General features: G+C 64.0%; 18 protein-coding genes. 3 read left to right on the top strand and 15 right to left on the bottom strand.

The features are described from left to right. Positions 1–65 precede the first annotated feature (65 nt). From C7G42_RS15910 to C7G42_RS15890, 5 genes are all read right to left on the bottom strand, one after another. On the bottom strand, positions 66–3,161 hold the full coding sequence (locus C7G42_RS15910) for a MexW/MexI family multidrug efflux RND transporter permease subunit (RefSeq protein WP_106949914.1): 3,096 nt from the start codon (positions 3,159–3,161) through the stop codon (positions 66–68). A gap of 67 nt (positions 3,162–3,228) precedes the next feature. Next, positions 3,229–4,422 carry an efflux RND transporter periplasmic adaptor subunit gene (locus tag C7G42_RS15905; protein ID WP_199580935.1) on the bottom strand — a complete coding sequence of 398 codons (1,194 nt, stop codon included), beginning with the start codon at positions 4,420–4,422 and terminating at the stop codon, positions 3,229–3,231. A 1-nt stretch (position 4,423) separates the two neighbouring features. Then, positions 4,424–5,125 (bottom strand): TetR/AcrR family transcriptional regulator, encoded by a 702-nt coding sequence (locus tag C7G42_RS15900; protein WP_199580988.1) that lies wholly within the window; start codon positions 5,123–5,125, stop codon positions 4,424–4,426. 147 nt (positions 5,126–5,272) lie between these two features. Beyond that, positions 5,273–5,863, bottom strand: a complete 591-nt coding sequence (locus tag C7G42_RS15895; protein ID WP_106949911.1) for a thiamine pyrophosphate-dependent enzyme — start codon at positions 5,861–5,863, stop codon at positions 5,273–5,275. Continuing rightward, the gene (locus tag C7G42_RS15890) at positions 5,860–6,402 is read right to left on the bottom strand and encodes a phosphonopyruvate decarboxylase (protein WP_199580934.1); all 543 of its coding nucleotides are present in this window, start codon (positions 6,400–6,402) and stop codon (positions 5,860–5,862) included. The genes C7G42_RS15895 and C7G42_RS15890 overlap by 4 nt, the downstream gene beginning before the upstream one ends. Positions 6,403–6,507: 105 nt before the next feature. Between C7G42_RS15890 and C7G42_RS15885 the strand changes: the two genes are divergently transcribed. After that, positions 6,508–7,728 carry a cytochrome P450 gene (locus C7G42_RS15885; RefSeq protein ID WP_106949909.1) on the top strand — a complete coding sequence of 407 codons (1,221 nt, stop codon included), beginning with the start codon at positions 6,508–6,510 and terminating at the stop codon, positions 7,726–7,728. A gap of 101 nt (positions 7,729–7,829) precedes the next feature. Here C7G42_RS15885 and C7G42_RS15880 read toward each other — a convergent pair whose 3' ends face one another. The 9 genes from C7G42_RS15880 to C7G42_RS15835 form a co-directional block, all read right to left on the bottom strand. Continuing rightward, positions 7,830–8,693, bottom strand: coding sequence for a sugar phosphate isomerase/epimerase family protein (locus C7G42_RS15880; RefSeq protein ID WP_106949908.1), 864 nt, complete (start codon positions 8,691–8,693; stop codon positions 7,830–7,832). Beyond that, on the bottom strand, positions 8,693–9,883 hold the full coding sequence (locus C7G42_RS15875; RefSeq protein ID WP_106949907.1) for a dihydrodipicolinate synthase family protein: 1,191 nt from the start codon (positions 9,881–9,883) through the stop codon (positions 8,693–8,695). The genes C7G42_RS15880 and C7G42_RS15875 overlap by 1 nt, the downstream gene beginning before the upstream one ends. 136 nt (positions 9,884–10,019) lie before the next feature. Next, the gene (locus C7G42_RS15870; protein ID WP_106949906.1) at positions 10,020–11,171 is read right to left on the bottom strand and encodes a Gfo/Idh/MocA family protein; all 1,152 of its coding nucleotides are present in this window, start codon (positions 11,169–11,171) and stop codon (positions 10,020–10,022) included. After that, entirely contained in the window at positions 11,168–12,565 is a 1,398-nt protein-coding gene (locus C7G42_RS15865) for an enolase-like domain-containing protein (protein ID WP_106949905.1), read from the bottom strand. The genes C7G42_RS15870 and C7G42_RS15865 overlap by 4 nt, the downstream gene beginning before the upstream one ends. A 217-nt stretch (positions 12,566–12,782) precedes the next feature. Further along, positions 12,783–13,613: an ABC transporter ATP-binding protein gene (locus C7G42_RS15855; RefSeq protein WP_199580987.1), complete on the bottom strand. Its 831-nt coding sequence runs from the start codon at positions 13,611–13,613 to the stop codon at positions 12,783–12,785. A 14-nt stretch (positions 13,614–13,627) separates the two neighbouring features. Next, the gene (locus C7G42_RS15850; protein WP_106950441.1) at positions 13,628–14,620 is read right to left on the bottom strand and encodes an ABC transporter substrate-binding protein; all 993 of its coding nucleotides are present in this window, start codon (positions 14,618–14,620) and stop codon (positions 13,628–13,630) included. A gap of 57 nt (positions 14,621–14,677) precedes the next feature. Next, positions 14,678–15,487 (bottom strand): ABC transporter permease, encoded by an 810-nt coding sequence (locus C7G42_RS15845; protein WP_106949903.1) that lies wholly within the window; start codon positions 15,485–15,487, stop codon positions 14,678–14,680. Positions 15,488–15,808: 321 nt separating this feature from the next. Continuing rightward, complete coding sequence (locus C7G42_RS15840; protein WP_199580933.1) at positions 15,809–16,516, bottom strand: TetR/AcrR family transcriptional regulator; 708 nt, start codon at positions 16,514–16,516, stop codon at positions 15,809–15,811. 194 nt (positions 16,517–16,710) lie between these two features. Continuing rightward, positions 16,711–17,559 (bottom strand): VOC family protein, encoded by an 849-nt coding sequence (locus tag C7G42_RS15835; protein WP_106949901.1) that lies wholly within the window; start codon positions 17,557–17,559, stop codon positions 16,711–16,713. Positions 17,560–17,781: 222 nt separating this feature from the next. Between C7G42_RS15835 and C7G42_RS15830 the strand changes: the two genes are divergently transcribed. Both C7G42_RS15830 and C7G42_RS15825 read left to right on the top strand, forming a co-directional pair. Continuing rightward, positions 17,782–18,675, top strand: a complete 894-nt coding sequence (locus C7G42_RS15830; protein WP_106949900.1) for a sugar kinase — start codon at positions 17,782–17,784, stop codon at positions 18,673–18,675. An 18-nt stretch (positions 18,676–18,693) separates the two neighbouring features. Further along, the gene (locus C7G42_RS15825) at positions 18,694–19,608 is read left to right on the top strand and encodes a ribokinase (RefSeq protein ID WP_106949899.1); all 915 of its coding nucleotides are present in this window, start codon (positions 18,694–18,696) and stop codon (positions 19,606–19,608) included. Here the strand turns inward: C7G42_RS15825 and C7G42_RS15820 are convergent. Further along, positions 19,605–20,825: an NAD(P)/FAD-dependent oxidoreductase gene (locus tag C7G42_RS15820; protein WP_106950440.1), complete on the bottom strand. Its 1,221-nt coding sequence runs from the start codon at positions 20,823–20,825 to the stop codon at positions 19,605–19,607. The genes C7G42_RS15825 and C7G42_RS15820 overlap by 4 nt on opposite strands. Between the last annotated feature and the right edge of the window lie 141 nt (positions 20,826–20,966).

Genomic DNA, 20,966 nt, shown 5'->3' with positions numbered 1-20,966 from the left:
CAAAGAAAAGGGCGGCAGCGAACCTCGCCGCTGCCGCCCTCTGGTTCGCTTGCTAGCTAGCGGCTTCAGGTCGGCCGCAGGGCCTTGGAGTCGAGGTCGAACTCGCTGACCTGCTTGTTCCGTTCGGAATCTGCCGCCGCGCGATGGTCAGTGGCAAGAACCACGTAAACGGCAGGCAGTACGAACAACGTGAACAGCGTGCCGATCGACATGCCGGCCACGACGACCAGGCCGATCGAGAAGCGGCTGGCCGCGCCCGCGCCGGTTGCGGTCAGCAGCGGAATGAGGCCGGTCACCATCGCAGCCGTGGTCATCAGGATCGGACGGAGACGAATGCGGGCTGACATCTCGATGGCCGAGCGGCGATCGAGCCGCTCGTTGACCTGGAGCTCGTTGGCGAACTCCACCATCAGGATGCCGTGCTTGGTGATCAGGCCGACCAGGGTGAGCAGACCGACCTGGGTGTAGATGTTCATCGTCGCCATGCCGAAGAACAGCGGGATCAGCGCACCCACGATCGCCATCGGAACCGAGATCATGATCACGAACGGGTCACGCAAGCTCTCGAACTGCGCCGCCAGCACCAGGAAGATGATGATCAGCGCGAAACCGAAGGTGATCGCGAGCTGGTTGCCTTCCTGCACGTACTGCCTGCTATCCGCGAGATAGTCGTGGCTGAAGCCGGCCGGCAGCTTCTTGGCCTCGCCCTCGAGGAAGTCCACAGCCGCACCGACGGTCACGCCGGGCATCGGCACGGCCGAGAACGTCGCCGAATTGAGCTGGTTGTAGTGGGTCAGCGAATTCGGGGCGGTCTTGGTCCTGACCGAAACCACGGTCGACAGCGGAAGCTGCTGGCCCGTGTTGGTCGTAACGTAATAGCCACCGAGCGATTCCGGCGAGAGCCGGCTGCTGCGCGGCACCTGCGGGATCACCTGATAGGAACGGCCTTCGAGATTGAAGCGGTTGATGTAGTTGCCACCAAGCAGAACCGCGAGCGTGCTGCCGAGGTTCTGCATGTTGACACCCAGATCCTGCGCCTTGGTGCGGTCGATCGTGACCTCCACGTTGGGCTGGTTATAGGCGAGGTCGCTGTCGGAGACGATGAACATGCCGCTCTTGCGCGCAGCGTCCTTCAGCTTCTCCATCTGCTCGAACACCGCCTGGAAGCCGGCGGTGGAATTGATCACCATCTGCACCGGCAGCCCGCCCGGCCCGCCGGGCAGCGGCGGCAGGTTGAAAGCGAAGGCCTGCACGCCTTCGATCTTCGAGAGCTCGGCCTGGACCAGCGGCTTCAACTGGATTGCCGAACGTTTGCGTTCATCCCAGGGCTTGAGCAACATGCCGGCGATGCCGCCTTGTGGACCGTTGATGCCGTTCAGCACGAAGCGCAGATCGGTCTCGGGGAATTTCTGGAATTCCTTGTCGAGCTTCTCGCCGTAAAAATCGACATAGTCGATGTTGGCGTATTTCGGCGCCTTGGTCACCGCGAACACGATGCCCTGGTCTTCTTCAGGCGCCAGCTCTTTCGAGGTGTGCATATAGAGGAAGCCCACGAGCCCGAGGATCGTGATCGCGAACAGGCCGGTAATCGCCTTGTAATCCAGCGAACGGTCGAGCCTGCGGCCATACCACCGCGTCAGCGCGCCGAACACGCGGTTCACGAGCTTGGCGAAGCGGCCCTCCTCGGTGTTCTTGAGCAGCACCGAGCACATCATCGGTGACAGCGTCAGCGCGATCACGCCTGACACGATCACCGAGCCCGCAAGCGTAAAGGCGAATTCGCGGAACAGCGAGCCGGTGAGACCGCCAAGGAAGCCGATCGGCGCATACACCGCGGCGAGCGTGATGGTCATGGAGATGACGGGACCGACGATTTCGCGCGCGCCCTCCACCGCCGCCTGGACGGGCGTTTTCCCCTCCTCCAGATGTCGATGGATGTTCTCCACGACGACGATGGCGTCGTCGACCACGAGGCCGATCGCGAGCACCATCGCCAGCAGCGTCAGCAAGTTGAAGCTGAAGCCCAGCGCCAGCATCAACGTACAGACGCCGATCATCGACAGCGGAATCGTGACGACCGGAATGATGACGGAGCGGAGCGAGGCCAGGAACAGGAAGATGACCACGATCACGATGATCACGGCTTCGCCCAGCGTCTTCTCCACCTCGTCGATCGAGGATTGAATGAACTTGGTCGAGTCGTAGGCGACCTTCATCTTCATCGACGGCGGCAGATTGCGCTCGAGTTCCGGGAACAGCGCACGCACGCCCTTGACCAGCGTCAGCGGGTTGCCTTGCGGCGTCGCGTTCACGCCGATGAAGATCGCATGCTCGCCATTGAAGGCGACGCTCGCATCCGTGCTCTGCGCGGCAAGCTCGACGGTGGCGATATCCTCCATCCGTACGAAGCCGCCGTCCTTGGCCTTGACGATCATCTTCCTGAACTGATTGACGTCTGTCAGGCTGGTGTTCGTCGAAATGTTGGAAACGATCAGATAGCCCTTGGTCTGGCCCGCCGCCGACTGGAAGTTGTTGGCTTGGATCGCCGCGGCCACGTCCGCCGATGAGACGTTGCGGCCGGCCATCTTCATGGGATCGAGCCACAGCCGCATCGCAAAGGTCTGGCCGCCCAGAATGTCGGCCGACGCGACGCCGTCGACGGTCGACAGCACCGGCTGCACCACGCGGGTCAGATAATCGGAGATCGCCGAGCCCGACAGCTCCTCCGAGGAGAAGCCGAGATACATCACGGCCGTGGTCTGGCCCGTGGTCTTCGTGACGATCGGGTCGTTGGATTCCTTCGGGATCAAATATTTGACCGAGTTCGTCTTGGCGAGCACCTCGGTGAGCGCCTGGTTCGGATCGAAGTTCAGCTTGATGTAGACCTGGATCGTCGAGGTGCCGAGCACCGAGGACGAGGTCATGTAGTCGACGCCCTCGGCGGAGGCGACCGCCTGCTCGATCGGCGTCGTGATGAAGCCCTGGATCAGGTCCGCGGACGCGCCGGGATAGACGGTCGTGATGTTGATGACCGTGTTCGAAAGCTTCGGATATTGCCGGATCGGCAGCACCATCGCCGCGCGGAGGCCGATCAGCAGGATCAGCAGGCTGACAACGACCGACAGGACCGGTCGTTTGATGAAAATGTCGGTAAAGCGCATCGCGGCGATCTCGATTCTATGTCTCGACAGACGTGATCCGGCCGAGCCGGATCACGCGCGTGTTTTGTCAGTAACGCGGCGGCTGCGCCGGGATCTGCGGGCCCGGGTCGGTCGAAATCGCAACTGCGGCGCCCGATTGCAGCTTGAGCTGACCGACGGCGACGACCTTGTCACCCGGCTTGATGCCCTTGACGATTTCGACGCGACCGTCGACACGGCTGCCAGTCTGCACGAAGGTGCGCACCGCGGAGAGGCTGGTCTTGCCGTCCTCTTCCTTCTTCTCGGTGATCACGAACACGGAGTCGCCGTACAGCGTGTAGTCGACCGCGGTCTCCGGAACGGTGATCACGGCCGGCTTGTCCGGCAGCACCACCGTGGTGGTCACGAACATGCCCGGCTTCAGGATCTTCTCCGGATTGGCGATCGTCGCCTGCACGCGGATGTTGCGGGTGTCGGTCGAGATTTGGGGTTCGATCGTGGTGATTTTGCCTTCGAAGATGCGGCCCGGATAGGCGTCGACCTTGAGCCGGACCGTCTGGCCGACCTTGAGGTTGCCCGAGTCCTTTTCCGTCACGGTGAAGTTGGCCCACAGCTCCGACAGATCGGTCAGCGACACGATCGCCGTGCCGGCGGTCAGATATTGGCCGACCTCGACCTTGCGGACGCCGAGATCGCCGGAGAACGGTGCGCGCACCAGCTTCTGCGAGATCAGCGCCTCGGTCTTGGCGATGCCGGCCTGCGCCTGGTCGTAGGCGGCCTGCGCGGTATCGACGGTCGCCTGCGGACCGAACTGGCGCGAGGCCAGCTGCTTGGCGCGATCGAGCGACAGCTGCGCGACGGTCGCCTGAGCCTTATAATTGGCAAGGTCGCCCTGCTCCGGTGCGTCGAACAGCTGCACCAGCGGCGTGCCGGCCTCGACACGCGTGCCCGGCGCGAACTTGATCTCGGTGACGCGGCCGTTGACGTCGGCACTGACGTCGACCTGGTGCACGGCGAACAGCCCGCCGACCGCGGTCAGCAGGTTCGGCACCACCTCGGACTTCGCCTCGGCCGCACTCACCAAAGTCGGCGGCGGCTTGTTGTTGGCAAAGAACTGCTTGATCATCTGGCCGCGGAAGAAATTGAACCAGACGAGGCCGCCCACCAGTACGGCCAGGAGCGTGCCGACGATAATGAACCACAGCACCGGCCGGACCGGACGCTTGGGAGCCTTGGTGTCGATCGGTTCGCCCGAAATCTTGTGTTCGGTTACGATGTTCATGTCATGCGCTCTCTGCAATCGCCGTCTTGCCGGCATCCGCGGCCTGATTGTGGCCCAGATGCGAAGCAATTGCGGCGTCGTTAAGTCCGATACCCCTCAGGAGAAACTCACACAGCTGCCGCTCGAGGTCTTCAGCCTTGCCGTAAGCGAGGCAAGGCGCGGCCGGCAGCCTGGTCAGCGCCGCAGTCATCACCGTGTGATGCGCAAACCAGAACAGGTTGAGCGGGTCGCCGCTGAACGGCCGCGCGTCCCCCGCCGCAACAGCTCGCTCCAGCGAGGCGAGGAAGACCGCCCCGATCAGTTTCTCGATCTTGGCATAAAGCAAACGGGCGAACTCGCCGTCATCCAAATGGCTGGTGGTCATCAGTCGCAGGCGCTGGGCCTCTTCCTGATCGGGACCGTCGGCGATGTGGAGGAAATGCCCGACCATGCCGCGGATGACTTCAACCAGGGTGGCGGTCGAGGGCTCCCGCTCCAGCAGCTCCATCAGGGCCGGGTCCGCCTCGCATTCGTCGCTCAGGATCTCGGCGTAGAGCGCCGCCTTAGACGGGAAATGCTTGAACAGCAGCGCCTCGGAAATGGCAGCGGCGGCCGCCACGCTCTTGGTCGTGGTGCCGGTATAGCCGTGTCGGGAAAAGCAGCGCTTCGCGGCACCGAGGATCAATTGACGCCTCAGGTCGCTCGTCATACGCAATGAGCTCATAGGCCGGTGAGTAACCACTCACCCACGTCAAAGTCAAGCACTATGTTGCATCGCAACCTGAGTGCGTTGTTAATTCAATGGAAATTGGCCCGTCCTGCACGGTGTCCGTGCAGGACCTCAGTGCAGGCGGGAATGGACAGGCCCGCCCTAGATCGGCTGGAAGCCGAGGTCGCTGCGGATCCGGTTCACGATGTAAGTCCCGTCCCGGGTCGGCAGGATCCGCTCCAGACTGGCGCTATCGATCTTCATATTGGCAAAGCGCGGCCCGGCCGAGACGTCGTGGACGGCTTTGGCGAATGCCTCGACCTCAGCCATGGTCGTGATCGACTGGCTGTCCTTGATGCCGCAGGCCTTGGCGACGCCGACGAGATCGGCGGCGGCCGAGGTGTGGCTGGTCTGGCCGCCGGTCTCGCCATAGGCCTCGTTGTCGAGCACCGCGATCGACAGGTTCGCCGGCTTCTGCAGGCCGATGGTGGCAAGGCTGCCCAGGCCCATCAGCATTTCGCCGTCGCCGGTAATGACCAGTACCGGCAGCTTCGGCTGCGCCAGAGCGAGGCCCAGACCAATCATCGCCGCGCCGCCCATGCCGCCCCAGAGATAGAAATTACGGGCGTGGTCGCCGGCTGCGCACATGTCGTTGGTCGAGGCACCGAGGCCGCCGATCGCGACGACGTCCTTGCGGTTCGCCAGCAGCGTGGACACCACCTGCCGGCGGTCGAGGAGATTGGCCTTGCTCATTTGGTGAAAACCTTGGCGCCGATCAGGCGCTGCGACAGCAGGACGGCGGTGGGCGTGAGCGCGTTGTAGGCTTGTGACGCAGCGGCTTCCAGAACGGCCGGCACCTCGGCCGCGTTTGAGGCACGCAACACCTGGACACCCGACAGTTCGAACACGCCCTGCGTGGTCGAGCCCATCGGCACCTGCCACGGATTGAACTCTCCCCACTCGCCGCGCATGGTCACCAGCGTGAGGAAGGGGAAACGCAGGATCGGAATCAGCGACAGCATATTGATGCAATTGCCGACGCCACTCGATTGCATCAGCAGGACGCCACGCTGGCCGCCGGCCCAGGCGCCGGCAAGCAGCGCCACGCCCTCCTCCTCCGTGGTGAGCGGAATGCCGCGCATGGTCGAGGAGCTCAGCACGCGCTGGATCAGCTTCGAATGGCCGGCGTCCGGCACGTAAGGCACCTGCCTGACATCGAAGCGTTGCAGGGTCGCGAAAATATCATCCGGCCAGTTCGGGGCCGTGTCGGCGGCATCAGCGTGGGCGTGCATTTTCCTGTCCGGTCGGCTAGCAAGGTGCAGAGACTGTAGACGCATGCATGCGCCGACCAGAACAACAAAAACGGCATAACGGCTTTAACCGGCGAGTATAACGGGATGAACGCAGATGCGAAGGCGCTGGCGGCAGGCTTCGACCTCGAGAAGCTGACGCCGCAGTTTTACGACGACCCCTACCCCACCTATCGTGCACTGCGGGAGAACGAACCGGTCAAGCGCTTGCGCAGCGGCACCGTGTTCCTGACCCGCTACGACGATCTCGTCACCACCTACAAGAACACCAAATCGTTCAGCTCGGACAAGAAGCGCGAGTTCGCGCCGAAATACGGCGACACCCCGCTCTACGAACATCACACCACCAGCCTCGTCTTCAACGATCCGCCATCGCACACCCGTGTCCGCCGCCTGATCATGGGCGCGCTGTCGCCGCGGGCGATTGCCGGCATGGAGTCTGACATCGTCAAGCTCGTCGACGGCCTGCTCGACGCCATTGCGGCCAAGGGTGCTTGCGAGCTGATCGAGGACTTCGCGGCGTCCATTCCGATCGAGGTGATCGGCAATCTGCTCGACGTGCCTCATGAGGAACGCGGGCCGCTGCGCGAGTGGTCACTGGCGATCCTCGGCGCGCTCGAACCCGTGGTGTCGCCTGATGCGGCCACGCGCGGCAACAACGCTGTAAAAGACTTCCTTGCTTATCTCGATACGCTGGTCGCGCGCCGGCGCGCCAAGCCGGGCAATCCCGAGCGCGATGTGCTGACGCGCCTGATCCAGGGCGAGGAGAATGGCGAGCGGCTGACCGAGAAGGAACTGCTGCACAATTGCATCTTCCTGCTCAATGCCGGCCACGAGACCACCACCAACCTGATCGGCAACGGCCTCGTCGCGCTGGACCGCAATCCCGACCAGAAGCAGCGGCTGACCGGCAACCCCGACATGATCAAGACCGCCGTCGAGGAGGTGCTGCGCTACGAGAGCTCGAACCAGCTCGGCAACCGCATGACCACCGAACCGGTCGAGCTGGGCGGCGTCATGCTCGAGGCCGGCACGTCGGTGACGCTGTGCATTGGCGCGGCCAACCGCGATCCTGCGCAGTTTGCCGACCCTGAACGCTTCGACATCGCACGCACGCCGAACCGGCATCTCGCCTTCGCCACCGGTGTGCATCAATGTGCCGGCATGGCGTTGGCCCGATTGGAGGGGGCGATTGCGATCTCGCGCTTCCTGGGGCGCTTCCCGAACTATGCCGTGAGCGGCCAGCCAACGCGCGGTGGACGGGTGCGGTTTCGCGGCTTTTTGAGCGTGCCCTGCACGATCGGATGAGGGCCTCACAGCAAAATTTGCGAAAACAACCCCATGCACAGTAGCCAAGGGTTTGATTTATCGCAGCAATCCAGCTGAGTTGGTGAGCAATACTATAGTACCTAAACTGCCGTCCTGTGCCTGGTAACGCAGGTGCGCAGCACTTCGTCCATCGGCTTGCCCCACCAATCGTTGGAGAATATCTCGATCTCGGAATAGCCGGCAAAGCCCTGCGCTTCGACGGCGGCACGCACCGATCTGATGTCGATGACGCCGTCGCCCATCATGCCGCGGTCGTTGAGGATGTCCCTGGTCGGCACCAGCCAGTCGCAGACGTGAAAGGCCAGCAGGCGATCCTTGCCGGCCCGCGCGATCTGGCCCATCAGATCCGGATCCCACCAGATGTGATAGACATCGAGCGCGACGCCGATCATGCCGCTGCGGGCAGGATCGAGCCGATCGCAGATATCGAGCGCCTGCTTCGTCGTGTTCACGCAGGCGCGATCGGCCGCATAGGCTGGATGTAGGGGCTCGATGGCCAGCGGCAGGTTTGCCTGTCGCGCATAGTCGAGCATCTCGGCCAGCGCCTCTTCGACCTGTCCGCGCGCTGCCGCAATGTCCTTCGACGCCTCGCTACCGGGCCGCGAATATTGCGGCAGGCCGCCGACGACGAGAACGATGCAGGGCGCGCCCAACGCCTTGGCTTCGTCGACGCAGCGCTTGTTGTCGTCGCGCACTTCACTCCGGCGCGATGCGTCCGAGGTGAACATGCCGCCGCGGCAATAGCCCGACAATTCAAGGCCGGCATCACGCACCGCGCGCGCGGCACGGTCGAGACCCACGGCGGCGACCTGGTCGCGCCAGGGATCGATGGCGCGAATAGCCTGCTTCGCGCAGGCATCGATGATCGCGACGAGGTCACCCTGCTTGCGGACGGTCGCCGTGTTGAGCGACAGCCAGCGGTGGTCGGACGAGAAATCGCGCATCAGGATTCGATACCGTGGGTGGCGAGCACGGTCTTCATCCGCTGCGTCGCGAGTTCAGGGTTTGCGAGCAGGCCGGCCTTATCGGCCAGACGGAACAGTTCGGCCAGATGCAGCGTGGAGCGCGTACTCTCCTGCCCGCCGACCATGGTGAAATGGTCCTGATGGCCGTTGAGATACGCCATGAACACCACGCCGGTCTTGTAGAACCGCGTAGGCGCCTTGAAGATATGGCGCGACAGCGGCACGGTCGGCCCTAGCACGTCGTGAAAACCGGCCTCGTCGCCAGCCGCCAGCCGCGACAGCGCGTAGGATGCTGCCGGCGCGATCGCGTCGAAGATGCCGAGCAGCGCGTGGGAAAAGCCTTCGCTGTCCCCGGCGATCAGTTCCGCGTAATTGAAATCGTCGCCGGTGTACATCTTGATGCGCTTGTCGAGGCGGCGGCGCATGTCGATCTCGCGCTGCTTGTCGAGCAGCGAAACCTTGACGCCGTCGACGTTGGCGGCATTGCCGTTGATGATGGCGACGGCCGTATCCATCGCCCGGTCAAGATCACCAGTGCCCCAATAGCCCGTCAGCGCGGGATCGAACACGTCGCCGAGCCAATGGATGATCACGGGCTCGCGGACCTGCGACAGCACGCGATCGTAGACCTTGGCATAGTCATCCGCGTTGCGGCCGAGCTTGGCCAGCGCGCGCGAGGCCATCAGGATGATGCGGCCGCCGACTTTTTCGACTTCCGAGATCTGCTCCTCATAGGCGCGGATCACGTCGTCGAGGCTCCTGGCATCTTCGACCGCGAGATGATCGGTGCCCGCGCCGGAGAACACCAGCGCGTTGCGGCGCCTGGCGGCGCCTACCGAGCGCGTGATCAGCTCCAGCGAGGTCGGCCAGTCCAGCCCCATGCCGCGCTGCGCGGTGTCCATGGCTTCGGCAACACCGAGGCCGAGGTCCCAGACATGCTCGCGGAAAGCGATGGTCCTGTCCCAGTCGACGGCAGCCGACAGCCAGGGATCGTTGTCGGCAAAGGGATCAACGACCGTGTGAACGGCCGAGAAGGCGATACGATTCAGCGTGCCTTCGAGCTTTGCGGGGAACGACCGCGATGCCGCGAGCCGGTAGGTCTCGATCGAGCGATCGGCTTTCGGCAGCTTCAAAGACAGGGATGACATCGGCTGGACGGGCTTGTTCATGATTTCAGACCTCTCCCCGTCATTGCGAGGAGCGAAGCGACGAAGCAATCCAGACTGCCTCTGCGGAAAGATTCTGGATTGCTTCGCTTCGCTCGCAATGACGACTTGGCAACCATCGCGACTTATCCAATTGACTTCAGACCTTGATCGGGGCGACGTCGATCCAGCGCCGCTCCTTCCAGCTCTTCAGCGCGCATTCGGCGAGCTGTACGCCCTTGACGCCTTCGAGCAGCGTGAACTTGTAGGGAGCATCCTCGTAGACGTGGCGGATGAACATCTCCCACTGTTCCTTGAAGCCGTTGTCGTAAGCGACGTTGTCCGGCAGCTTCTGCCAGTCGCCGTAGAAATCATGCAGCCGCTTCTCGTCGGGATTCCAGACCGGCCTCGGGGTCGCCTGCCGCGCCTGAATCATGCAGTCGGTGAGGCCGGCGACCGCCGAGCCGAGCGTGCCGTCGACCTGGAAGGTGACGAGATCGTCGCGATAGACGCGCGTCACCCAGGACATGTTGATGTGGGCGATGACGCCGCCCTTGAGCTGGAAGGTCGCGTAGGCGGAATCGTCCGCGGTTGCCTTGTACTTCTTGCCCTGCTCGTCATAGCGCTCGGGAATGTCTGTCGTGCCGATGCACATCACGCTCTCGACCTCACCGAACAGATTGTCGAGCACGTAGCGCCAGTGGCAGACCATGTCCAGGATGATGCCGCCGCCGTCCTCGTCGCGATAATTCCAGGACGGCCGCTGCGCCTCCTGCCAGCCGCCTTCGAACACCCAATAGCCGAACTCGCCGCGCACCGAGAGGATGCGGCCGAAGAAGCCGGAATCGCGTAGGAAAGCGATCTTCTTCAGGCCGGGCAGGAACAGCTTGTCCTGCACCGTGCCGTGCTTGACGCCCTTCGAATTGGCAAGCTTGACGACTTCGAGTGCCTCCTCGAAATTGGTTGCGATCGGCTTTTCGCAATAGACGTGCTTGCCGGCATTGATGGCCTGGGTCAGAAGACCCGGCCGTGCCTGCGTGGTCGCAGCATCGAAGAACATGGTGTCGTTCTTGTCGGCGAGCGTCGCATCGAGGTCGGTGGTCCAGCGCGTGATATTGAAGCGCTTGGCGAGCGCCTCGACCTTCTCGGCGCTTCGGCCGACCAGGATCGGATCGGGCATGACGCGATCGCCGTTCTTGAGGCGGACACCGCCCTGGTCGCGGATCGCGACGATCGAGCGGATCAGATGCTGGTTGAGCCCCATGCGGCCGGTGACGCCGTTCATGATGAGACCGAGGCGTTGGGTGGTCATGCCGGATTCTCCTGAAGTGATTTCGGCTGTTCGAGCGGACGAAGCGCCGACCAGTCCGGATGGACCGACGTCGCAAAGCCCGTTGTGTTGAGCGATCCCGTCAGGAGATCGCCGTCGTGAATCGAGAGGCGGATGCCCTGCCCGGCATCGGCATAGAGATCGGGATGCGCGGCGGCGAAGGCCGCAGCCTCGGCGGCCGGCGTGTCGCCGAAGCCGTCGACGTAATGATGGCCGTTGCGCTCGGCATGGGTGACGCCGATGAGGGCGCCGAGCGCGAGATCCTGCTGCACGGCGAGGCCCGCCTGGCAGGTCAGGTCCTCGCCGGTGATGAAGAACGTCTCGGCAGCCGTCGTCCATTTTGCAGCGCGGGTCGCGTTGACAATGGACTTGTAGAGCCCCTTGCAGGATTTCGAGGAGATGCCGCGATAGCCCAGCGCCCGCGCCGCCGGGAAGGCGTCATAGGAATCATCGGCCTCGTCGATGATGAAGCCGCGCGCGGCCAGCGAACCGAGCGGCGACTGCCGGGTGATGTCGCGTGGCATCGGCTGTTCGACATACAGCAAGCGCGAAGCAATCGGCCGCAACGCGGCGTCGGCATCGAGCCGTACCATCAGCGCCTGAAGAGCTTCAAGGTCTGCATATTGTTCGTTGGCGTCGAGCGTGACCTTGAGTTCGCGTCCGAGCGCATCGAGTTCCTTCACGATCCGTGCCAATCGCGCTGCATCGGCTGCCGGATCGCCCGACAATTTCAGCTTGAAGTAATTTGCGCCTGCGTTCTCGCGCGCATCGGCCACCCCGCCCTCGCCTTCGATCGTATCGTCGAGGCCGACCGTATGCCTGACGGCGACGCGGGAGAGAGGTTTGCGGCCCGCGAGAAAGTTCGTGATGTCCGCATCCTGCAGATCCCTCGACAGCCGCGAATCGATTCCCGCGATGTTGGCGGCCATGCCATCGAAGACATTGGTCCCGGCGCACCGCAGCAGCGCGTCCAGAATGGCCTTGTCGATTTCGGCGGGACCGTAGACGGCCGCAAGCGGCGGAATGTCCGCTTTCGCGCAAGCTGCAACCTGGGCGCCGATGCAGGCGGCGTGCAGAGCGAACGCCGTCTGAAATTCCGTCTGCGCAAGATAGAGCCCGCGCGCGTTCACAAGCGACCGGCGCAAGCCGTCCACCGTCTGTGCGGGCGAAAGCTCAGGCCTCTTGTCGAACCATTTCGGCACCAGCAACTCGGCGCTGGCGCCGACCGCGGTGCCTCTGCCCTCGACCTCGATCTCCACCCGCACGAACAGTTGCGGCGTCGCGTTGATCGTGATCGCGCCAAAGCGGAACGGCCGCGCGAAATGCACGGGCCGTTCGAAGAAGGCGATGTCTCGCAGCTTCAGGCGGGAGGCCATGGTGTTACAGCGATAAGAGGTTAACTTGATGCGAGCAGTATTGCCGCGGGCGGCTCGCCTCTCCCGCTTGCGGGAGAGGTCGGCGCATCGCGCCGGGTGAGAGTTTTCTCATCTGGGGGGTTGTCGCGAGCGGAGACACCCTCTCCCCAACCCTCCCCCGCAAGCGGGGGAGGGAGCGCACCGTGCATATAGCCTGGTCAGTGAACACGATGACCACCTAATCCAATGCCCCTTGCGAGAAGAAGTGCTTGCGGATGCGCTGCACGAGTTCGGTGAACACCGGGTCGGCCATCACATCCAGTGAGCGCGGGCGCGGCAGCGGCACGTCGTAGATGGCGGCGATCGCACCGGGACGCTCGGTCATGACGAGCACGCGGTCGGCGAGGAACACGGCTTCCGGAATCGAATGCGTGATCAGCAGCACCGTCTTCCTGGTCTCGCGCTGAATCCGCATCAGCTCGACATTCATGCGCTCGCGCGTCAGCGCGTCGAGCGCGCCGAATGGCTCGTCCATCAGCATGATTTTTGGGTCATGCACCAGCGCGCGGCAGATCGAGGCGCGTTGCTGCATGCCACCCGAGAGCTGCCAGGGCAGTTTCTTCTCGAAGCCTTCGAGCCCGACCATCTTCAACAGCGCCTTGGCGCGATCGAGATATTTTTGTCGCGGCAGCCGCTTCATGTCGATCGGCAGCATCACGTTGGAGAGGATGTTGCGCCACGGCAGCAGCAGAGCGTTCTGGAAGACGATGCCGACATTGCCATGTGGCTTCGTCACCTTCTCGCCCTCGACCAGGATCTCGCCTGACGTCGGCGGCAGCAGACCGGAGATCAGCTTCAGCAGTGTGGACTTGCCGCAGCCACTCGGGCCGACCACGACAAAGAACTCGCCGTCATTGATGTGGAAGTCGAGCGGACGCAGCGACGGCACGTCGCCGTCGCGCGTCCGGTAGGTCTTCGACACGCCGGACAGCTTGATGCCCGACGCCTCGCCGGCAGCCCGGTCGCTCACCAGTCTCAGATGCGCGGCCGGCTGCGCGGCTTCACTCATGACTGTCGCAGGTTTCACGAGCCGCTCTTCGGAAGATAGTCATTGGTGTAGAAGGCCTTCGGGTTCTCCTTGGCCTTGGCATCGAGCCCGCCATATTCGACCATCAGGTTGACGCTGTCGGTCATGTTCTGGTCGGTGACCTGAAACGGCCGCTTGCCCTTGGTCTCTGCGGTCCGGTAGAGCGGAATGGTCAGCTCGAAGCCCTGCGTCAGCGTGTCGATCTTGCCGCCCTTGGGGTTGGCATCGAGGATCGACTGCGCCGCAGCCTTCGGCTCCTTCTCGGCAGCTTCGACCGCCTTCGTCGTCGCCGACATGAAGCGGCGGACGAGGTCGGCATTGGCCTTCACATAGTCGGTGTTGGCGATGATGCCGGACGAAACCATGTTGATGCCGTAGTCGGCGAACTTGATCGGGTAGACGTCCTTGCCGGTGGCGTCCTTGATCTTCATCGACTGGTCCATGACATAGCCGAGCAGGAGATCAGCCTGGCCGTTGATGACGGCGTTGAGCTTGGTCTGGCCGTCGCCGGCAACGGTTTTGAAGTCGCTCTCCTTCAGCCCGGTCTTCTTCAGGAACAGCGGCCAGATCTGGGTCATGGAGTCCGCTGGCGTGATCGCCACCGTCTTCCCCTTGATGTCCTCGGGCTTCCTGATGTTCTTGTCGGCAAAGCCCATGGCGGACATCGGGCTGGTCTGCAGCAGCACGCCGGTCGCAACCACGGGCGCGCCCTTGATCGCGGCGCGCATCATGGTGGGGACGTCGACATAGCCGAAATCGGCAGTCTTGGCGGCGACGGCCTGCGTGGTCGCGGCCGAGCCGCGGCCTTCCTGGATCTCGAGGTCGATGCCCTCGGCCGCGTAGATGCCCTTGGCCTTGCCGTAATAGAACGGCGCGTGCTCGCCATAGACGTACCAGTTGAGCATCAGCACGACCTTGTCGGCCGCCTGCGCGGGCGCAACTGCAAACGCCATCAGCACCGCTGAGACAGCCCAGATCAACCGCTTCATCATCACTCTCCCTTGTCGTTTGTTGCGTCGGCCGTTGGTGGCCGTTCGTTGCTTTGGTCAGGATGCGAAAATCACGTCCTCGCGCTGGCTGACATGCCAGGGAATGACCAGCTTCTCGACCCGGTCGACGATCCAGAACAGGATCACGCCGAGCAGCGCGAGGATGACCAGGGCTGCGAACATCGTCGGCAGGTCGAAGGTACCGATCGAGCGCTGCATCACGTAACCGATGCCGGAATTGGACCCGACGAACTCGCCGACGACGGCACCGACCACCGCGAGCGTCACCGACACCTTGAGGCCTGAGAAGATCGCCGGCAGCGCGTGCGGCAGGTTCACGGCACGGAACACCTGGAAGCGGCTGCCCTGCATGGCGCGGGCGAGGTCGACCATATCAGGATCGACCGATTTGAAGCCCTGCACGGCCGAGACCACCACGGGAAAGAAGCCGAGCAGGAACGCCGAGATCACTTTCGGAATGATGCCGAAGCCGAACCAGACCACGAACAGCGGGGCAATCGCGATCTTGGGCACGGATTGCGAGAACACCAGCAGCGGATAAACGTAGCTCTCCACCGTCCTCGAGCCCGCAATCAACATCGCGATCGGAATGCCGAACAGCGCAGACAGCGCAAAACCACAGACGGTCGCATAGGTGGTCGGCCATGACTGGCGCAGCAGTTCCGGCCATTCGGTGCGCAGCACGGCGACGACGTCGAGGGGCGCCGGGATCTGGTAGGCGGGGATTTTGAACAGCCGGATGGCGAGATCCCAGGCAACGATGATGAAGACAAGGAACAAGAACGGCCGAATCCAGGCCGCATTCAGCATCCTGGACAGCGCACCTTGCTGCTTCAGCTCGGCCAATTTTCACTCCCGGCATTGTTGTTCGTTGTCGGAGAAATTAACCCGTTGGATAAATACTGTCCAGAGCTTTCCCTGTGACGTTTTGCGGCGGTTCCCGGGGTGGTTTGGAGATGGGATGATCGCCTCCGTGTCCCGGACGCGCTGCAGCGCGAAGCGGTGTTGCGCAGAGCCGGGGCACGAGAGCGGAGTAGGTGCACGGCTGCCTCCACTCGCGTCATTGCGAGCGCAGCGAAGCAATCCAGACTGCCGCCGCGGAAAGAGTTCTGGATTGCTTCGCTGCGCTCGCAATGACGGAGCAAATCGCTCCATCCGAGCTACGACCTAAACCGGCTGCACCATAGCTGTCCGCGGCTTCGGCGCCTTGGCAATCTCGAACAGCGCGAACGACTGTCCCGTCAGCGCAGCGAGCACCAACCCGACCATATGCGCCAGCCGCTCGTCCTTGGCTTTCTTGTCCAGCAGATCGCGGCCGAAGATCACGCTGAGTGTCGCCGAGTTCGAGAGATAGAAGAAGCACAGCCCCGCGATCGAAATGTAGAGCTGCACCGGATCGACCGCGACCTGGAAATCGCCGCTGTCGACGCCGCGGCGCACCACGGTGCGGATCATCTCGACGAAGGGCGAATGCATCGACTTGACCTTGGTCGATTTCTTCAGGTGTTTGGCGCGCGCGAGGTTCTCGGTCTGCAGCAGCGACAGGAACTCGGGATTGCGCAGGAAGTAATTCCAGGTGAACTCGATCAGCCGGCGGATCGCCTCGGGGGGATCGAGATGCTCGAGATCGAGCCCCCGCTCCTCGCTGCGGATCTTGTCATAGGCGCCTTCGAGCACGGCGAGATAGAGCTCGTCCTTGTTGCCGACGTGATAGTAGAGCATGCGCTTGTTGGCGCCGGCCTTGGCCGCGATGCGGTCGACGCGCGCGCCGGCGAGGCCATGGGCGGAAAACTCCTGCTTGGCGGCTTCGAGAATGCGCAGCCGCATCCCCTCGGGGTCGCGCTGCCATTTCAGAGTTCGCTTTGCCTTCGCCAAACCGGATGCTCGCTGGGGTGCTTACAAGACGCGTGTAACACGTGGGCGGGCGTTTGAGAACGCAAGGTTGCCGGTTGGCTCCGTCATTCCGGGGCGCGCCTCTTGGGCGCGAGCCCGGAATCCATTGTGCTTGCAGGGACGGTGGATGAATGGATTCCGGGCTCGTCGCCTCGCGCCGCCCCGGAATGACAGAATCAATCCACCGGCTTCGGCGAGCGCTCCAGCAGCACCGTCTGAATCCCGCAGGTCCCATTCCGCACCGTCATGATCCGCGTGCCCGGCTTGCGGCCGTTGCGGACCTCAGTGACGTCGAGGCCGGCGGCGATCAGGCGGGCGCGCGTGGCGTCGATGTCGGCGACCCGCCAGCTCAGGCCCCACAGACGGTCATGCGCGAGGTCACCCCCGGCGACCGGTCGGCGCACCACCTCGACAATGAGATCGCCGCAGCGGAAGAACATCAGCTGGCCCCAATCCTGGTGCGAGCGGTCGAGCGCCAAATCGAGGCCGAGCCGTGCGCCGTAGAGCGCGGCGGCGCGTTCGGAATCCTCGGTGGTGATCACGACGTGATCGAGCGCGTCGATCGGCGCGACGTCGGTCGCTCGCGAAAGCGGACGCTCGTCGGCCAGCTCGAGGAAGAACATGCGCACGCCGCGCGTGAGTTCCGTGGCGGCGCGCGTGCGCTTCCAGTACAGGACATTGCCTGTTTCCGAATCGCTGCTTTCGACCTCGGCGACCGGATCCGGACTCAAGGCCACCCGCCCCAGCCGCCGGTGCATTTTGCTCATGTCCGCGACACGAAAGCACAGGCTGGCGAGCACGCCCTCGTGGTCGTCGAGCAGCGCGCGCATGCGGTCGGCGGTGACGCTGAAACCGCTCGGCGCCATCAACTCGATCGTCATGTTCTCGAGGGTGAACAGCACCCGGTCGGCGCCCTCGCCGGAGTTCTGCCAGGCCGGGGCGCGGGCGAGCAGCGTCTGGTAGGCCGCCTTGGCTGCACCGATATCCCTGACCAGAGCGACGATGTGATCGAGGCCAGTGATCATATCTCCCCCATGTGATCGACCCTTTGTTGACCTGGAACCAATGCGCCGAAACACGGCGTTTGTCCGGGCTTGGCATTGCCCGGTGATGGTCGTATTCCGGCCCCATGCTGACCTCAAGCGCTTGGGGCGGCAGATTTGCGAATAATTTCAGCGATCCCCGAGCGGAACCGGTGCTACAGTACGCGCGCCGGCCTGGACCACAAAGCGCATGACGGACAAGCAATGCAGGCTCTCTTCATCGGACAGACCTATATCGACGTCGTCTTCATCACCGACCACATGCCGACCGGGGACGAGAAGCACGTGGCTTCGGACTACGCCGTTTCCTTCGGCGGCAACGCGGTGACGGCGGCGTTTTGCTGCGCCAAGCTCGGCATCGTGCCGGATCTCATCGCCACCGCGGCCAATGACTGGCTGGGACGCATGTTCCAGGACATGTGCGCGAAATACGCGATCTCGCTGCACGGGCGGAAGGTCAACCAGTCCTCCCTTTCCTTCATCATGCCCAAGGACGGCAAGCGCGCTATCGTCCGCTGCCGCGATGACGAGCACATCCACCCCTTTCCGATGCTCAATCTCGGCGGCTGCCGCGCGCTGCACGTGGATGGCCACCAGCCGGACGCCGCGCTCCACTATGCCAAGGTCTGCCGCGAGGCCGGCATTCTGACCTCGCTCGACGGCGGCGGCCTGCGCACCAACACGCATGAGCTGCTGGAATATATCGACGTCGCCATTGTCGCCGAGCGGCTGTGCGAGCAGATGGACCTGACGCCGGAGAAGATGCTCGACTATCTCAAGAGCCGCGGCTGCAAGATCGGCGGCATCACCATGGGCGAGAAGGGCCTGCTCTGGTACGACGAGACCGGCACGGTGCAGGTGATGCCGGCGATGCCGATCCCGCGCGAGCGCGTGATCGACACCAACGGCGCCGGAGACGTCTTCCACGGCGCCTATGTCTATTCCTATCTGGCTCATCCCGGCAAAAGCTGGCGCGAGCACTTTGATTTTGCCCGGGCCGCCTCGACCTTCAAGATCCAGCGCCTCGGCAACGAGGCCGGCCTGCCGACGCTCGTCGACATCGCCAAGGTCCGGCACGATTTCGAGGTCAGGGCTTAGCGTTCGCTGGGGTTTGTCATGGGGCGCGTCTTCGTCGCCGGCAGCATCAACATGGATGTGGTGGCGACTGCCGATCGCCACCCGCGCGTCGGCGAGACAGTCCCCGGCCGCGAGGTGCTGTACTTTCCGGGCGGCAAGGGCGCGAACCAGGCGGTGGCGGCGTCGCGGCTCGGCGCGAAGACCACGCTGATCGGCCGGCTCGGCAAGGATTCGTTTGGCGCCGAGCTGAAGACGTTCCTCGGCGCGCAAGGCATCGACCTCGGCCCGGTGCGCGACGCCGACACGCATACCGGAACGGCGATCATTACTGTCGCGGAGGCCGACAACACCATCGTCGTCATTCCCGGCAGCAATGCGCTGGTCGGCACGGATGATGTCGCGGACGTGCCGCTGGCGAGGGGCGATGTCGCGGTCAGCCAGTTCGAGATCCCGCTGCCGACGATCACTGCATTCTTCCGGCGCGCGCGCGAGGCCGGCGTCGTCACCGTGCTCAACCCGGCGCCGGCGCAAAAGATGTCGCGCGAGCTGCTCGCGCTGGTCGACATCCTCGTGCTGAACGAGACCGAGCTCGGCTTCCTCGCAGGCAGCGAGCTCTCCGACGGCGACGACGCCGTGAGGATCATCGATGTCGCGCGACAGCTTCAGGCGCGCGCCGACCAGACCATCTGCGTCACGCTCGGCAGGCGCGGCGTGCTCGCGCTTGTGGGGCGCGAAGAGATCGTCGTGCCCGGGCGTGCCGTGAAGGCGGTCGATACCACCGGCGCCGGCGATTGCTTTGTCGGCGCGCTCGCGGCGCAACTCGCCGACGGTGCGCCCGTGCGTGCCGCCCTCGCCTTCGCCAACGCCGCCGCCTCGATCAGCGTGCAGCGCATGGGCGCGGGGCCGTCGATGCCGACGGCCGCGGAAGTGGCGGCGGTGCTGTCAGCGGCCTAGGCCAGCGCGCTCTTCAGATCAAAACTCTCATCCGCGGCCTGCGCCGGCGTGATCGAGCGGTTCATGCCCTGCAAGCGGCGACCGAACATGTGGTCGCCGGCGCGGTTGATGGATTCGATGCCGAGCAGCTTGTCACCCTTGTAGCAGAACGCGGAAAACGCCTTGCTCGCGGCGCTGCCGCGCAGCACGACGCGGTCGTAGCCGGTGGTGAGGCCTGAGATCTGGAGCTTGTCGTCGCCCTGGTCGCTCCAGAACCAGGGATGGCTGTCATAGGGCTTCCTGTCACCGGTCAGCCGCGCCGCGAGGCAGCGGGCGTGGTCGGTGGCGTTCTGCACCGATTCCAGCCGCAGCGATCCGCCGAAGCGCGGGCTGGCGAACAGCGCGCAGTCGCCGATCGCGGAGATGTCAAGATCGGCCGTCGCAAGATATTCGTCGACGATGATGCCGGCGGCGACCGGCAGCCCGGCTTCCGCTGCAAGCTCGATGTTCGGCAGCACGCCGACGCCGACCACGACGAGGTCGGCGGGCAGATGCCGGCCGTCGCTCAAGGAAACGCCGGTGACCTTGTCGCCCTCCGCCTCGATCGAGGTGGCCTGCACACCGAGGTGGATGCGGATGCCGGCCTCGCGGTGGCGCTCTTGAAAATACTCCGAGACCTCCGCCGTCACCGCGCGCGCCATCACGCGCGGGGCAAGCTCGAGCACGTCGACCTCGAGGCCCTTGATCCGGGCGGTCGCCGCGAATTCCAGGCCGATGAAACCGGCGCCGATCACCACGACCCGTGACTTCGAGGGCATGATCGCGCGAAGCGCCTCGCTCTCGTCGAGGATGCGCAGATATTTCACGTCGGGCAGATTGGCGTTGGGCAGATCGAGCAGCCGGTTGCGCGCACCGGTGGCCAGCACGAGATGGCCGTAGGCCAGCGTCTCGCCCGAGGCGAGCAGCACCTTGTGGCCGGCGCGGTCGATCGACACTGCGCGCCCCGCGATCAGCTCGATCTTCTGGTCCTGGTAGAATTTATCGGGCCGGAACATCAGGCTCACAGGACCGGCCGAGCCCTTGATATAGGCCTTGGACAAAGGCGGTCGCTGATAGGGCAGATGCGCCTCGTCGTTGATCAGGCAGATGCGCTCGGCAAAGCCCGCCTGGCGCAGCGATGCCGCGACCTGATAGCCGCCATGGCCGGCACCGACGATGATCACCGGACCATTGCTCATCGAACAGCCCATTTCCGGAAGACACGAGCGTAACCCATGTCGTCTCCCCTCTCGCTGATTTGATTGCTGACCTTACGAGGAGCCGGCGCTCGTGTCCGTCCCTTGGAAAAGGCCCACCCATTTGAGCCTATCGTTTCGCCC

Origin of the sequence: Bradyrhizobium sp. MOS003, assembly GCF_003020125.1 — a bacterium.
GTDB lineage: Bacteria > Pseudomonadota > Alphaproteobacteria > Rhizobiales > Xanthobacteraceae > Bradyrhizobium.
Note: the sequence above shows the minus strand (reverse complement) of the source record. Positions and strands in the feature narration are given on the sequence as shown.